Annotated in this window: 14 protein-coding genes and 1 pseudogene; 9 read left to right on the top strand and 6 right to left on the bottom strand. The window is 61.5% G+C overall.

The window, feature by feature from the left end; translation table 11 throughout:
* The first annotated feature begins 8 nt into the window (after nt 1–8).
* The 7 genes and pseudogenes from J2R99_RS08780 (at nt 9) to J2R99_RS08810 (ending at nt 6,306) form a co-directional block, all read left to right on the top strand.
* Nucleotides 9–785, top strand: a complete 777-nt coding sequence (locus J2R99_RS08780; RefSeq protein ID WP_307154045.1) for an ABC transporter ATP-binding protein — start codon at nt 9–11, stop codon at nt 783–785.
* Between the two features lie 18 nt (nt 786–803).
* On the top strand, nt 804–1,814 hold the full coding sequence (locus J2R99_RS08785) for an ABC transporter substrate-binding protein (protein WP_307154046.1): 1,011 nt from the start codon (nt 804–806) through the stop codon (nt 1,812–1,814).
* Nucleotides 1,815–1,833: 19 nt separating this feature from the next.
* Nucleotides 1,834–2,415, top strand: a complete 582-nt coding sequence (locus J2R99_RS08790; protein WP_307154047.1) for a UbiX family flavin prenyltransferase — start codon at nt 1,834–1,836, stop codon at nt 2,413–2,415.
* Nucleotides 2,416–2,901, top strand: coding sequence for a hypothetical protein (locus J2R99_RS08795; RefSeq protein ID WP_307154048.1), 486 nt, complete (start codon nt 2,416–2,418; stop codon nt 2,899–2,901). It abuts the gene before it with no gap.
* Between the two features lie 534 nt (nt 2,902–3,435).
* Nucleotides 3,436–4,446: an aldo/keto reductase gene (locus J2R99_RS08800; RefSeq protein ID WP_307154049.1), complete on the top strand. Its 1,011-nt coding sequence runs from the start codon at nt 3,436–3,438 to the stop codon at nt 4,444–4,446.
* Nucleotides 4,447–4,615: 169 nt separating this feature from the next.
* Nucleotides 4,616–5,143: pseudogene (locus tag J2R99_RS08805) on the top strand (methylenetetrahydrofolate reductase C-terminal domain-containing protein); the annotation flags it as partial.
* 125 nt (nt 5,144–5,268) lie between these two features.
* Entirely contained in the window at nt 5,269–6,306 is a 1,038-nt protein-coding gene (locus J2R99_RS08810; protein ID WP_307154050.1) for a methylenetetrahydrofolate reductase, read from the top strand.
* A 170-nt stretch (nt 6,307–6,476) separates the two neighbouring features.
* On the opposite strand, the gene J2R99_RS08815 is transcribed toward J2R99_RS08810, so the two are convergent.
* From J2R99_RS08815 to J2R99_RS08840, 6 genes are all read right to left on the bottom strand, one after another.
* Nucleotides 6,477–7,337 carry an RNA polymerase factor sigma-32 gene (locus J2R99_RS08815; RefSeq protein WP_307154051.1) on the bottom strand — a complete coding sequence of 287 codons (861 nt, stop codon included), beginning with the start codon at nt 7,335–7,337 and terminating at the stop codon, nt 6,477–6,479.
* 160 nt (nt 7,338–7,497) lie between these two features.
* The gene (locus J2R99_RS08820) at nt 7,498–8,061 is read right to left on the bottom strand and encodes a CarD family transcriptional regulator (RefSeq protein ID WP_307154052.1); all 564 of its coding nucleotides are present in this window, start codon (nt 8,059–8,061) and stop codon (nt 7,498–7,500) included.
* Between the two features lie 310 nt (nt 8,062–8,371).
* Nucleotides 8,372–8,710 (bottom strand): ferredoxin FdxA, encoded by a 339-nt coding sequence (gene fdxA / locus J2R99_RS08825; RefSeq protein WP_092814553.1) that lies wholly within the window; start codon nt 8,708–8,710, stop codon nt 8,372–8,374.
* Between the two features lie 134 nt (nt 8,711–8,844).
* Complete coding sequence (locus J2R99_RS08830; RefSeq protein WP_307154053.1) at nt 8,845–9,258, bottom strand: RNA-binding S4 domain-containing protein; 414 nt, start codon at nt 9,256–9,258, stop codon at nt 8,845–8,847.
* Nucleotides 9,259–9,288: 30 nt separating this feature from the next.
* Nucleotides 9,289–12,540 carry a helicase-related protein gene (locus J2R99_RS08835; protein WP_307154054.1) on the bottom strand — a complete coding sequence of 1,084 codons (3,252 nt, stop codon included), beginning with the start codon at nt 12,538–12,540 and terminating at the stop codon, nt 9,289–9,291.
* Between the two features lie 448 nt (nt 12,541–12,988).
* Complete coding sequence (locus J2R99_RS08840) at nt 12,989–13,696, bottom strand: DUF3108 domain-containing protein (RefSeq protein ID WP_442476015.1); 708 nt, start codon at nt 13,694–13,696, stop codon at nt 12,989–12,991.
* Between the two features lie 344 nt (nt 13,697–14,040).
* Between J2R99_RS08840 and rpmB the strand changes: the two genes are divergently transcribed.
* The gene (gene rpmB / locus J2R99_RS08845) at nt 14,041–14,343 is read left to right on the top strand and encodes a 50S ribosomal protein L28 (protein WP_128290893.1); all 303 of its coding nucleotides are present in this window, start codon (nt 14,041–14,043) and stop codon (nt 14,341–14,343) included.
* Between the two features lie 58 nt (nt 14,344–14,401).
* The gene (locus tag J2R99_RS08850; protein ID WP_307154056.1) at nt 14,402–15,010 is read left to right on the top strand and encodes a VUT family protein; all 609 of its coding nucleotides are present in this window, start codon (nt 14,402–14,404) and stop codon (nt 15,008–15,010) included.
* Nucleotides 15,011–15,024: the final 14 nt, after the last annotated feature.

Below are 15,024 nucleotides of genomic sequence, written 5' to 3' on the forward strand. Positions count from 1 at the left end.
CGGTAGCGATGGAACCCGCCCTCGATTTCGCCGGCGTCAAAAAGACTTTCACGACGTCGAGCGGCCCGGTGACGGCTCTCGACGATGTCAGCTTCTCAATCGCCGATGGCGAGTTTTTCGCCGTCCTTGGGCCGAGCGGATGTGGCAAGAGTACACTCCTGTCTCTCGCCGCGGGATTGGAGCGACCGAGCTCAGGGACCGTCAAGACGGCGGGCCGCGTGATCGATCGGGCCGTCACCGACATCGGGATCGTCTTCCAGACCGATGCGTTGCTCGATTGGCGGAGCGTCCTTCAGAATGTGATGATCCAGCCGCAGATGCGCGGCCTCAAGACAAGCGAGTATGAGGGCAAGGCACGCGAGCTCCTGGAGCTTGTCGGGCTTGCGGGCTTTGAAGAGAAATATCCCTACGAGCTCTCAGGCGGTATGCGCCAGCGCGTCTCGATCTGCCGAGCGCTCGTGCACAATCCTTCGCTTCTTCTGATGGACGAGCCTTTCGGGGCGCTCGACGCATTGACCCGCGAACAGATGGTGATGGAGCTACATCACATCTGGCTTCGCACCCACAAAAGCGTGATGTTTGTGACGCACGACATTCAGGAGGCGGTCCTTTTGGCACAGCGTGTGCTGGTCATGACGCCGCGACCTGGCAAAATTGCCGAGATCATCGAGGTGGATCTCCCTCTCCAACGGACACCAGATATCATGGAGAGCGAGAAGTTCACGCAGAAAGTCGCCCATATCCGCCACCTCTTCGAGGCACATGGTGTGCTGAAGAAGTACTGATATTTGGAGAAGGATCGAATGAAACTCACGCGACGCACTCTTCTTGTCTGCGCGACAGCGCTCGGATTGACCCTTCCCGCCGGGATGACAGAGGCCCTGGCGCAGGACAAAGACCTTAAGAAGGTCACCGTCCGTCTCGCCTTCAACTACAACGGCCACCGTTCGCCCTACCTTCTGGGAGTCGATAAGGGCTTCTACGAGGAAGAAGGCCTCGATGTCGAAGTCCTCGAAGGCAAGGGCGTGACGTCGTCCATGCAGCTTGTGGCCAACAAGCAGGACACTTTTGCCATCATCGATCCGCCCTCGCTGATGCTCGGTGCGGCGCAGGGCATGCCGCTGCGCATCGTGGCGCAGCTCTACCAGGTGAGCCCCAATGCGGTGATCAGCTGGAAGGAAGAGAACATCAAGAAGCCTGCCGATCTCGTCGGCAAGACCGTCGCCACATTGCAGGGCGACACGACCACGACCATGCTCTATGCGCTTCTCGCCCGTAACGATGTCGAGCGGAACGACGTCAAGATCGTGGCGACCGATGGCGGCACCCGCAACCAGACCTTCCTGGCGAAGCGCGCCGCGGCGCTCACCGGGTTTTCCAACGATTCCTATCTCGGCATGAAGGCGACCACCGAAGGTGACGTCGATTACTTCATGTATTCCGATTTCGGTATCGACACGATGGGTGATGCCCTTGCCGCCAATACCGATACGATCGAAGAGGACCCGGAGATGATCGCCGCCTTCGTCAAGGCGACCTTGCGTTCCTACGCCTACGCGCTGGAGCATCCGGAAGAGGCGATCGATTCCCTGATCAAGCGTTCTCCGACCCGCGACAAGGATGTGGCGGTGGAGAAGCTCAAGGCAACGGCTGAGCTGATGACTTCCGATGTGACCGACGAACACGGCATCGGCTACTCCGATAAGGCACGCTTCGAACAGACGCAGGAGCTGATGGCGGAATTCGGTGGGCTGACCAAGACGGTGGACGATGTCTCGGTCTATTACACCAATGATTTCCTCCCCAAGAACTGAAAGAGGTAGGTAAGTTCTCGTGCGCAAGCGTCTCGTCGTCGGTATCAGTGGTGCGTCAGGTGTCATTTACGGGGTTCGGGCTCTCGACCTGCTTCGGGAGCTCGACGTCGAGGTGCACCTGGTGATGACCAAATCGGCCCAGATCACGCTCGCGCACGAAACCGACCTGAAAGTGGCCGATGTCCACGCCCGCGCCGATGTCGTCTACAAGCCTGAAGACATCGGCGCGGCCATCGCCAGCGGTTCATTTCGCACGGAGGGCATGCTCGTGGCGCCGTGTTCCATCCGCAGCCTCTCCGAAATTGCCTGGGGTGTCACGGCGGGGCTTTTGAGCCGGGCGGCCGATGTCGTCTTGAAGGATCGCAGACGGCTCGTCCTCATGGTCCGCGAGACGCCTTTGCATCTGGGGCATCTGCGCGCCATGATCCAGGCGACGGAAGCCGGTGCCATCATTATGCCTCCGGTGCCGGCCTTCTATGCCAAGCCGCGATCGCTCGACGATATGGTCGAACAAAGTGTGGCGCGCGCTCTCGATCTCCTCGGCATCGACAGCGACAGGGTTCGCCGCTGGGGCGAGCCGACCGCGACGGCCGAGGCCTGAATGGCGGATGTCGGCGGTGAACGAGGAAATGCCGAGCCCCGCCTGTTGGCACAGACGGCTCTCCCCGACCAGCGCATCAACGAATTTCTCGTGTCGCATCACGTCCTCGCGCTTGCCTGTGCTGACGGACAGGATGTTTGGGCGGCGAACTGCTTCTATCTATGGCTGCCGCAGTCAGCCTCTTTCGTGATTCTGACAGATGGCTCGACCCGTCATGCGGAGATGATGCTCGCACGACGCCAGGTGGCGGGCTGCGTCGCGGGGCAGCCGGAGAAGGTCGAGGACATCAAGGGCGTCCAGTTCTCGGCGAGGACGACGCGCCTCCCCGACGCGGCCGCCCCTTCTGTGCGGACGCTCTATGAGGAGCGGTTCCCGGTTGCGAGCAAGATGCCGGCGCCGGTCTGGCTCCTGGAGGCGGATTTCCTCAAATACACCGACAACAGTCTTGGCTTTGGCACGAAAATCCTCTGGAGCCGTCAAGACTGAGCGGCTCGACGGAGACGAGATGTCCGTCCAGAGCTTTTCCCAGAGCAAACGCCTCCGGTGCGACGCTTGAAAGTGGCACATTCGTGCTGGCGTCTCCGGCTTCTCTTGTGAGCGCCATAAAACAGGCCTGTCGGACAGGTTCGTGTTGATCTCCGCCTGCACCGAATGGTTGTGCATCGGGCCGAGCTGCGCCACCGGTGCGATGCGATGGTGCCGGCTCGTCGCGCTCAGGTTTCTGCTATCGTCTTTATTTTTAATAGAAATGACGGGCGAAACACCTCGCAGGGCCGGCTCTCTGCGACAATAGACTCATAGTCGGCCTGCGACCCTGGGTTTATATATTTCCGCCAGTTGCAGCAGGCAGTGCCCATGCGGCCGCGAGAAATCGCCGTGGCGTTGATGCCTCATGTTTGTTTTGTCTCTTCGGCGATGCATTTTAAAATATAGAACGTGGCGTGTGCTGCCTGCATAATGAAACAAAAATCACTTATCTTGTTGTCTGAGAGAATTGATTAGCCGAGGGGTCATCTGTGTATGCAGCAGAGAAAGCTTGGGCGCTATTCCGTATCGGCTGTTGGTCTTGGCTGTATGAGCATCTCGCATGCCTACGGTACGCCATTGGCGCGTGCGGAGGCTGAATGTCTCCTCAATCAAGCTCTGGAGTGTGGATATAGTCTCCTGGACACTGCGGTGATCTACGGATACGGAGCGAATGAATCTCTGATCGGCGAGGCCCTCAATGGCCGTCGGGACGAGTTTGTGCTCGCCAGCAAATGTGGCATCTTCCGTGCCGATGATGGGAGCCGTGTGATCGACAATCGCCCGGAGCGGTTGAAGCGCGCTTGCGAAGATAGTCTGAAGCGCCTCAAGACGGATGTCATCGACCTCTATTATCTGCACCGCTGGGACAAGGTGGTGCCGATTGAGGAGAGCGTGGGGGCGCTATCGGAGCTTGTCCAGGAAGGCAAGATCAAGGCGATCGGCCTGTCGGAAGTCTCGGTGCCCACTCTGGTCAGAGCGCATGCGACCCATCCGATTTCTGCCGTCCAAAGCGAGTACTCGCTTTTCACACGCAACCCGGAAATCGCGATGCTGGCGGCCTGCCGGCAGCTCGACATCACCTTCGTTGCCTTTTCACCCCTGGCGCGTGGCCTGTTGAGCGGCCAGCTGCGCGACCCCTCGAAACTCAAGCCGGGGGATCTGCGCCGCAATATGCCGAGATTCCAAGGCAGCAATTTCGTCGCGAATATGCAGCTCGTCGATGGGCTCAAGGAAATTGCCAGTGATGCCGGCTGCACGATGGCGCAGGTCGCTCTGGCGTGGCTTCTTGCCAAGGGGGACGATATCATCCCGATCCCGGGCACAACCTCTGGAGCGCACCTTCGCGAGAATGCCGAGGCGGCGGATATCGTCCTGCCTGCCGGAGCGCTTCCACGCCTTGATGCCCTGATCAACGAGAAGACAGTAAGCGGCGCGCGTTACAGCCCCGCCATCCAAAGTGAGATCGATACCGAGGAATTTGGCGCCTCATGCGGGGCGGTCTAGAGCCTCTGGCCTTCACTCGTTCGCATGCGGACGTTGGCGGGAGATGTCGGCGGCGCGGTTTTTGCTCGCCGCTGCCGTCGTCGTTGAATGCGGTCTGCTTTGCGATGTCATAAGCGGCGCAAACGAAACCTCTGTGTGACGCGCACGGCCAAGTCCAGCCCCCGCATTCCAGGCACAAAGAGGAAGCCGGAGCGGCTGCGCTCGCGGCCGTCATGCTTCGGGGGCAGGAGGGCAGGGCTCGATGTACCGGCTGCGCTTATGGTCCGTGCGCCATTCCAGAGGTCTGGAGCGGCTTTACAAATGGGTCGAGGGCACCATGGTCGCCTTCGATCCGGTGTTTTCTCGGCTCGGTTACGACCGTGTCGAGCGCCCGATCGCGTTCGTCGAGCGCAACGTTAAGGGGCTGCTCTTCGATTGCGAGATGTGCGGCCAATGCGTGCTGTCGTCGACTGGCATGTCCTGTCCGATGAACTGCCCCAAACAGCTTCGCAATGGACCATGCGGAGGTGTCAGGCCGGGCGGCTTCTGCGAGGTGCGGCCATGGATGCGCTGCGTTTGGGTGGATGCCTGGAACGGTGCACAGACGATGCGCAACGGCGCGTGGATCGAAGAGGTCCTGCCGCCCGTCGATCGCAGCCTTAAAGGCTCGTCCTCATGGCTCCGCGTTGCGCGCGAGAAAGCGGCAGCGCGTAGAGCGGTGCCGGTGCGAAGCCGGGCGCGGGCCATCGTCGCCCGAGCCTTTGCCGGCGCCCGACGCAACGAACCTGCCTCCGCACCTCTGGCCGAGGAGCCGAAGAGCGCAGTCAATCAGGAGGCGCAGCGGTGAGCGGATCGAGCGAGTTCACCCATCCGTTTCAGGCCTACGAGGCGCCGCCACCGGGGCATTCGTCCGGAAGTCGACTGGAGCGCGTCCTGCGGCAAGGCCGTTTTGCCGTGACTGCGGAACTGAACCCGCCAGATTCCGCCAATGCGGAGGATGTGTTCGAGGCGGCGCGCCCTCTTGCTGAAGTCGTCGATGCGATCAACGCGACCGACGCGTCCGGTGCCAATTGCCATATGTCGTCGATCGGTATCTGCTCGCTTCTGACCCGGGCCGGCTATGGAACGATCTATCAGATCTCGTGCCGCGATCGGAATCGCATCGCCATCCAGGGCGATGTCCTCGGTGCCGCGGCGATGGGGGTCAAGAATGTTTTGTGTCTGACCGGCGACGGCGTCGGGGTTGGGGATCAGCCCGGGGCGAAGCCGGTTTTCGACCTCGATTCCATCTCACTGTTGCGGGCGCTCAAGACGATGCGCGATGAGGGCGCGTTTTTGTCTGGCCGCAAGATCACCAGCCCTCCGCATCTGTTTCTCGGTGCGGCGGAAAACCCTTGCGTGCCGCCTCTCGAATGGCGGCCGGAACGACTGCGAAAAAAGATCGACGCCGGAGCGGAATATATCCAGACCAATTATATCTTCGACATGCCGGTCTTCGAGGCCTTCATGGCGCGAGTGCGTGATCTCGGTCTCGACAAGAAGGTATTCATTCTCGCCGGTGTGGGTCCGCTTGCCTCGGCGCGTGCGGCGCGATGGATGCGCTCCAACGTCCCCGGTATCCATATCCCCGACCATGTAATCGAGCGCCTGGAGAAGGCCGAGAAGCCGGGCGAAGAGGGAAAGCGCTTGGCGATCGAGCTCATTCAGCAGATCCGTGAGATCAAAGGTGTCGCCGGGGTGCATGTCATGGCCTATCGCCGCGAACATCAGGTTTCCGACATCATTCTGGAATCGGGCGTCCTGAAGGGACGCAGGCCGGAGGGGGCGCGGCGGGCACGGGGAGTGCCGGGCTCAAGACACGGTAGGGGCTCCGGGGAATGAGGGCGTCTCTCCAACAATCGATGTGCGGCCGCCTTCTGGAGAGGCGCACTGATTGCCCGAGTCTCTACCTACCTCAAGGTGGGCGCTCCCGTCCGACACCATGTCGTCCCCACAACAAGAAACGGGCGCAGCCTCGCGGCTGCGCCCGTCATACCGTCGCCGCGCGCCCTTCAGGCGAGGGTGATGCGGTTGTCTTCCGTCAGCGCCGTGCGCAGTTTCTCCAAAGCGCGGCTCTCGATCTGGCGTACACGCTCCTTGGAAATGCCAAGTTCCTGCCCCAGCGCTTCGAGCGTGGCGCCTTCCTCTTCGAGACGGCGCCGGCGGACGATCTTCAATTCGCGTTCGTTGAGAACGCTCAAAGCTGAATAGAGCCAGCCCGACCAGCGCTCTGAATCGATATGATTGCCCACCGTCTCGTCCTGGAGAGGCGCGTCGGAGGCAATGAAATCCTGCCGATCGGCGCTGGAGCCGTCGGATTCGATGATCGGCGCATTGAGGGAGGTATCCGGGCCGGAAAGCCTGGAATCCATCAAGGCAACATCGTTGCTGGACACGCCGATCGCCTGCGCTATCTCGTTGTACATCTCCGGTGCATTGATCATCTCCGAGCCGCGGGAGAGGCGGGCTCTGAGACGACGGAGATTGAAGAAAAGCGATTTTTGCGCCGACGACGTTCCGCCGCGTACAATCGACCAGTTGCGCAGGATGTGGTCCTGGATTGAGGCGCGTATCCACCATGTCGCGTAGGTGGAAAAGCGCACTTCCCGTTCGGGCTCAAAGCGTGCCGCAGCTTCCAGGAGTCCGACATGGCCTTCCTGGATGAGATCGTTCATGGACAGCCCGAAATGCCGGAAGCGTGCTGCGATCGAAATGACCAATCGCATATGGGCCGAGGTCAGGCGATGCAGTGCCTGCTGGTCCCGTTTTTCCTTCCACGCGACCGCGAGTTCGCGCTCTTCGTCCCGTTCAAGATAGGGAGCCTTCATGGCTGCCCGGACTATCTGGCGTCGTGAGTTGCTGGAATCGTTCATGCCAACCTTCCCGCCTGTGTGAAACTTTGCCCGTTTACGTCCCTTCCCTGTAACACTTCTAAACACCGTTTTGTTTCCGCTGAAACAGAAAAACCCGACCTGCCGGTCGGGTTCCCTGTTCACAAAAGCGTTTTTGGCCCTAGATGGGCCGCGCGCGGATTTAAGCGGCTTCTTCGCGCGCCTCGTCCTCTTCCTGAGCGCGCTTGCGCTTGGGGCTCGCCTCGATCATTTTCTCGATCTTGCGTTGCGCTTCCGTCTCGGAGGTCTTCTCCACGGCGGCCACTTCGCGCGCCATCCGATCGATCGCCGCTTCGTAAAGTTGGCGCTCGGAATAGGACGGCTCCGGCTGTGCCTCGGAGCGATAGAGATCGCGGACGACCTCCGAAATGGCGATAAGGTCGCCAGAATTGATCTTGGCTTCGTATTCCTGTGCGCGGCGGCTCCACATGGTGCGCTTGACGCGGGCGCGTCCGCAAACCGTCTCCAGGGCCTTGCCGACGGTCGGTTCGTCAGCAAGCTTGCGCATGCCGACAGAAGCCGCCTTGGCGACAGGGACGCGCAACGTCATCTTATCCTTGTCGAAGTCGATGACGAACAATTCGAGCTTCATTCCGGCGACTTCCTGCGTTTCCACATCGACGATGCGGCCAACGCCGTGGGCCGGATAAACAATGCTCTCGTTCGTACGAAAACCCTGACGCTTCAACGTCTTCTTTGTTGTCATACGCGTGCGACTCCTGAGTTCGGAAAAGGCAGCTTCGCCGGGGGCGTGGTGCCGAGGGCGCTTTAGTCTGCGCGGGGGACCTTTCTGACGACACAGGGCTGACGACACAAAGTTTACCGCTGCCTTGAGCAGCGGCTATCATCCTGTCGTTATTCCATGCCGGAATTATGAGATCGGAACACGAGCACGTCCGATCTTCCGAACATAGTTCAAAAGGGCGTAGAAATCAAGGATTTGTTGCGCGCGCACGGCGAAGACGCGCGGGGGCAGGGAGCCTCCGCGCTGTCAGGTACAGAATTGGGCTGCCAGCTTAGTCGCCTTCACCGGCTTCCGGCGAGAAGTACTTCTCGAGCTTGTTTTCCTCGCCATCGTGTTCCTTGGAGTCGGGCAAGGGATCACGTTTCATGGTGAGGTTCGGCCATTTCTCTGCGTATTCGGCGTTGAGCGTCAGCCACTTCTCCAGTCCCGGCTCGGTATCGGGGCGGATCGCATCGGCCGGGCACTCCGGCTCGCACACACCGCAATCGATGCATTCGTCAGGATGGATGACGAGCATCGTCTCGCCTTCGTAAAAACAGTCGACCGGGCACACCTCGACGCAATCGGTATATTTGCACCGGATGCAATTGTCGGTCACGACGTAGGTCATTCTCTACTCCGCGTCAGCGCTTGCGTTCGGGGCCTAATGGCTTTTCGGCGAGGGTGCAAGGGTGTGCAGCCAACCCAGACATGCAGCCGCAGGCGCTTTAAAATTGAGCGTGCCCGGAGAGTTAGCAGCCTCCGTCAGCTTCGCCGTTTCATCGCAATGAGCGCCCGCCGCTCGCGGGGGCTCGGACGGTGTTGGGGCGCAGGCGGGTGCGTGGCTTCGGGCGATACGCCACTCTCATCTCGGGAGGCCTCACCACTCGCGCCGATCTCCCGGTAAAGCGTCGCTGCGACCGAAAAGGAGCCTCGCCGCTCGGCGAAGCCTAGCGCTTCCACCACCTTCACGCCCGCGGGCAGGGCGAGGGTGAGAACATCACCGATGCGCACCAGACGGCTCGCCTGATCGGCTTTCTGCCGATTGATGCGCACATGCCCGTCACTGATAAATTTCTGCGCGGCGGAGCGTGTTCGCACGAAACGGGCATGCCAGAGCCAGCGGTCGAGCCGCTGCGCCTCTCTCGTGCCCGCTTCGTCCGCCGACGCTTTCGCCAATCGCGCTCCCTTTCGGCTGGCCCTGAGCTCCTACTTGTCGGAGGAGCCGAGCTTCTCCTTCAGCGCCGCAAGGGCCGCGAACGGGCTATCCGGATCCGCCCGCTTTTCCCGCTCCTGTCGCTGGGGGCGCTGGGGCGGGCGCTTGGGAAGCCCTTGCTCACCACGGTGGCGGAACTTGCCCTTTTTGTGCTGTGGTTTGGACGGGGCTGGGCCGTGCGGCGCCGCTGCCGCTTCCACACCCTCGGCTGCCGGCTTCTGGGTGCCGCCACGGCCTGTGGCACGGCGCGGAGAGCGCTTAGCTTTGCTGGGGCGACGTTCCTCGCGCCGCGGCATGCCGCCATAGCGCCAGATCTCCAAAAAGGCCGGCTCGGTCTTCGCTTCGGCTTCGGTTGCGGCTTGGGTCTCGCCGCCCACATCTGTTGAAGCGTCTGCAATCGTGGCTTCTGTGGATGCCGCGGTATGATCGCCCGTAGTCTCCGGTGCGGGTGCTTGTTCTTCAGGCGCCAGCGGGGTCGCCGCGCCTTCGACGGTGGCCATTCCGGTTTCCGCACCAAGTCCCGGCCCGACACCGGTTGCGGCCTCGCTACCCTCCAGAGGTTTCTCTTCGCGGGGTGCTTCTTCGACGTCGGCGCTTTCAGAGCTCGTCGCAGCCAATGTATCGGAGGCTGCGATGGGCGCTTCGGCTTCAGCGGCTTCGGCGGTTGCCGCCACATCCTGGCCGTCCGCGGTTGCGGTCTCTTCCGCCATTTGCTCGGCCTCGGCAGCAACAGCTTCCTCGGCCGTTGCATCTGCCGTCTCAGGCGTCTCCGGTTGCGCGGCCGGTAGAGGTCGCCGCTCCACGCGGTAGCCGAGGCCGTTCAAGATCACGCCCATGTCTTCGCCCGAGGCTCCGAGAAGAGACGTCATCGCGGATGTGACGGTGAAACCGCCGCCTTCCTCTATGGCTCCTGCAGGCGGCTCGACCTCACGGCCGGGGCGCCAGGTGAGGGCGGGACGGATGAGATCGGCCAGCCGCTCGAGAATATCGATACGCACGGCGCGTCGCCCGAAGATGCGGTAGCCGAACCGATGATAGATCGCAGGATCGATCTCTGGGTCGACGTTGACGGAGGTGCGCCCGGAGGCCGACACCGACGCCACTTCGGCGATGCTGTCGCGCTCGTCTCGGCCCTTGTGCAGGGCTTCAAGCTCCGCCAGCAGGGTCGCCGGGGCGGGCTTCAGCAGCATCGGCAGGTAAATGTGGTAGGCGCCAAAGCGCACGCCGTGGCGCCTCAGACCGGCGCGGGCGTCCTGGTCGAGTGAGCGCACTTCTTCCAGAACGTCGCGACGGTCCAGAATGCCGAGTTTTTCCTTCAGCTGATAAGCGATGCCCCGCGCCAAGCCGGAGAGACTCTCGTCGGCGTCCAACTCGAGGAGGGGCTTCAGATGTGTCCCGATCTGATTGGACAACCAGACCGTCAGTCGTGCCTCGACTTTCTCGCGGCTCGGGCCGGTGAGCTGCTCGTCAGCAAGGAGCAGGATCCGCGGCTTCAACGGCTCGCTTTCGGCGAGCAACCGCGCCACGGGCTCGCCATGCCAGCGGATGATCGCGCCGGACGTCAGCAGGAATCCGGCATCGTCTGAACGTGACAGACGCTCAGCCCGCTCGGCGACCGCCGTGCCCAGCGCCTTTGCTGCGGCTGTGCGAACCGTTTTTGCATCCGAACCCTCCGCCTTGGCGTCGGGTGTGAAGCGAAAGCCGATCAGCGTGCCGACATGCTCGCCCTCCACCAGCACGTCGCCCCCTGGGGTGATCTCGGCCTCAAGCATTGTATTCTCCTTCAACCGGCGCATCAGAACGCTAGTTCGCCGATCGACAAAGCGTTTTGTAAGCCTGTCGTGAAGTGCGTCAGATAGCCTATCCTCAACGCGCTTCGTCTCTTCGCGCCAATAGCTCGGATCGGCAAGCCAGTCCGGCTGGTTGGCCACAAAGGTCCACGTACGAATTTCTGCGATGCGCGCCGACAATGTGTCGATGTCGCCATCGGTGCGGTCGGCACGCTTCACCTGCGGCGCAAGCCAGTCAGGTGGAACGGAGCCTTTGTCCATAAGAAAAGTGAAGATCGAACCAATCAATCCGGCATGCTGAGCAGGCGCAATGCGTCGATAATCTGGCAGCCGGCAGATATCCCACAAACGCTCCACGGCCTTGGGATGCGTCAGTCGGTCGGTGATGTCGTCATCGCGCACCAAGAGTTCGAGCGCGACCTGGTCGGCCGCCGGTGGCGATTTCGTCAAAAAGGGATGCTTCGGGGGCTGCTCCAGCGAGGCGCGCAGGGCCTCGTGGGAGGAGAAATCGAGTCGATCATTGCGCCATTGCAACACCCGAACCGCTTCGAAACGATGGCTTTCCAGCGCTTCCACCAGGGGTGGCTCGAAGGGAGAGACCGTTCCCGTCACGCCAAACGTCCCGTCGCGCATATAACGGCCGGCGCGCCCAGCGATCTGGCCAAGCTCGGCGGCTGTCAGGGGGCGGTGCTGATACCCGTCGAATTTGCGCGCCGAGGCGAAGGCGACATGGTCGACATCGAGGTTGAGGCCCATGCCGATCGCATCGGTCGCTACAAGAAAATCGACATCGCCTGATTGATAAAGTTCCACCTGACGATTGCGCGTGCGCGGCGAAAGAGCGCCTAGGACGGCTGCCGCACCACCCCGCTGCCGTCGCATCAGCTCGCCGATTGCATAAACTTCGTCGGCCGAGAAGGCGACGATCGCGGAGCGCTCCGGCAGGCGCGTGAGCTTCTTTTGGCCGGCATAAGCGAGGACCGACATGCGCGGGCGTGTGACGATATGCGCCCCCGGCAGAAGGCCTTCGATGACGCCGCGCATCGTCGATGCGCCAAGCAGCAGGGTTTCCTGGCTGCCGCGCAGCGAGAGGATTCGGTCGGTGAAGACGTGGCCACGTTCAAGATCTGCGGCAAGCTGAATCTCGTCGATCGCTGCAAAAGCGGCGTCCGTATTGCGCGGCATCGCCTCCACTGTGGAGACCCAATACCGCGGTTCCGGCGGGACGATCTTCTCCTCGCCGGTGACGAGCGCCACCTTGTCGGCGCCGGCGCGCTGGGCCACCCGGCTATAGACCTCGCGCGCCAGCAGCCTGAGCGGCAGGCCGATGATGCCGGTCTCATGGCCGAGCATGCGCTCGATGGCGAGATGCGTCTTGCCGGTGTTGGTGGGGCCGAGCACCGCGGTGACGTTGCGGGCGCTCCACTGCCGTGGATTGTCGGAGGTCACATTCATCAGGCGATGGCGAAAACCGTTGGGACGAGTTCGAATGCGCGAGCGCGGATTGACTTAATGGTTCCGGCCCGACTCGAACGACTCTTGAACAAAAGCGGATCGAATCGACGACTCTTCTGGATTCAGGATTCGTTCCTCGGGCTCGACCGTGAAGCTCACAAGCGTGTTAGCGAGAGCAGATGACATATGCGGTTGAGGCCTTGAAACAAGGTTAGCAAAAAGCGAACGCCTGTGCGCCGCAGGACGGCTGATGTCGAAAGCATAGGCCGTTTTGACGAACGAATCGCCGACGAATCGGCAGGCTCAGCAAGTTCAACTTCCGTTCTCTCCACATATGGGGGATGGCGTCCGCATAGCGCAAGATCTGCATGCCACCGTGCGGCCATGCGCCCTTAATGATCAAGGGGTCAAAGGCGCTTCTTAACGATTTCGTCTCAAAACGGGACATTCACTGCACTTTGAGGCGGTCTGCCGTGGCTGTGAGAACACCCACTTCCGTTCTCACGCGTATCTTTACGGGGATCGCAAGCCCGATCGTTTCGATCGGCGCCAGCCAAACCTCCATATCTTTGTTTGCGGCCATGAACCGCTCGCTCTTCTTCTGAGCCCGATGGCCGGCAATGGGGACGTAGCGAACGGCACAGACGACGACCGGGCCGGAATAGCTCTTGCTGCCACCGTGGTAGCGCTCAGCACGCGCAAAACGCATTATGATATCGAAACGTTTGTTGTTCTCAAAAATCGGTGCCCGGTGTTTGCACAGGTCTTTGCCGTGGCGGCCGGCGATTGGCATGATGAGAGCACTCAGAGGATCGATGACCCCTATTTTGTGCTCCGGTTTCAGCGGCACACGGTCGGCATATTGCTTGCCGGGCTTGTCTGCTTTGAAACGAAAATCGCTCACCCGACCTTTTTCGAAGCTGAGTGACAAATCCTCAGCCTCTCCATCCTCGACCCAATGGCGATGATAGCTTTGCGCCTCTGCGGCATCTGTGAGTGTGCCTGTGGCTTCGACATTGACCCGAGCATCGGAAAAAAGCCGGCTGAAGCCGCTTGCCTTGGCGTATCCCTCCGCCTGGTAGCGGCGTTTCTCCACGCTCAGGCTGGCCTTTATCTTCCCGACCGGTACGCCCATAAGAGACGCGCCGTAGCGCACCGTCAGTGTGGCCGCCGCGACCCGTGGGGCGGAAAGTGCCGCACCCCCCGCCATGACGAGAGCAGCGAATATCGGCAGGAAAAAAACCGTTTGAGCATGCTGGTGCCGCATTGGCGGAAGCTCCATCTTGGTGGCGGCGCACCCCTATCTTTTGCCTAGGGGCGAAAGCCGGCCTTTTTCGGGCTCGTATTGTTGCTTCATGCGGGTCTCGCTGCGGCTGACGACTTGACCCTTGCGGCCACACTCCTTATAGGAGCGCTTTCGAAAAACCGGGCTTGAAGTGCCGTCCCGGCTGCGTCATGCGCAGGACGGTCCGCCCTCCAGATCAGATTATGAGGTTCTCCATGGCGCGCCGTTGCGAGCTGACCGGCAAGGCCGTCCTGACCGGCAACAATGTGAGCCACGCCAACAACAAGTCCCGGCGTCGGTTTCTTCCCAATCTGTGCAACGTGTCGCTGATGAGCGATGCGCTCGGGCGCGCGGTGCGGATGCGCATTTCCGCGGCTGCGCTGCGCAGCGTGGAGCATCGTGGCGGGCTCGACGCTTTCCTTCTCAAGGCGCAGGCTGACGAGCTGTCGCCGAAGGCGAAGCTTCTGAAGCGCGAGATCGCCAAGAAGGCGGCCAGCGCGGAAGCTGCTGCGGCCTGAATTGACTGCGATCTTCCCAACGCACCGGAGACGCGGTTTTCTGACCGCGGTCGGCGCCATGGCTGCGGTCGTGGTGGCGTCGAACATTCTTGTTCAGTATCCGGTGCAGGGGCATATCGGCGGTTACAACCTGGCCGATCTTTTGACGTGGGGTGCGTTCACCTATCCGCTCGCGTTCCTCGTCAATGATATGACCAACCGGACCTTCGGGCCAAAGGCGGCCCGTCGTGTGGTGTTTGTTGGTTTCCTTCTGGCTGTGATCGTTTCCACCGTTCTCGCCACGCCGCGGATCGCAGTGGCCTCGGGTTCGGCCTTTTTCGCCGCTCAGATGATGGATGTCGGGATCTTTCATCGCCTGCGGGCAGGGCACTGGTGGCGTGCGCCTGTGGTCTCGAGCCTTATCGGCTCCGCCCTCGATACGGTGATCTTCTTTTCGCTCGCTTTCGCCGCGGTCTTCGGCGTTCTTGGCGCGAACGACGCGTTCGCGATCGAGACGGCGCCTCTCTTTGGGGCCATTCCTCTTATTGAGGTGCCGCGCTGGGTATCCTGGGCGCTCGGCGATTTTTCCGTGAAGCTTCTGATCGCCGCTTTGGCACTCGTTCCCTACGGTTTCCTCATCCGCATGGTGACGCCGTGGCAGCCGCACAGCGGTGTCGCGCGCGGCTGAGATAGCCCTGACAA

It is taken from the genome of Rhodopseudomonas julia, from assembly GCF_030813515.1.
Classification (GTDB): Bacteria; Pseudomonadota; Alphaproteobacteria; order Rhizobiales; family Afifellaceae; genus Afifella; species Afifella julia.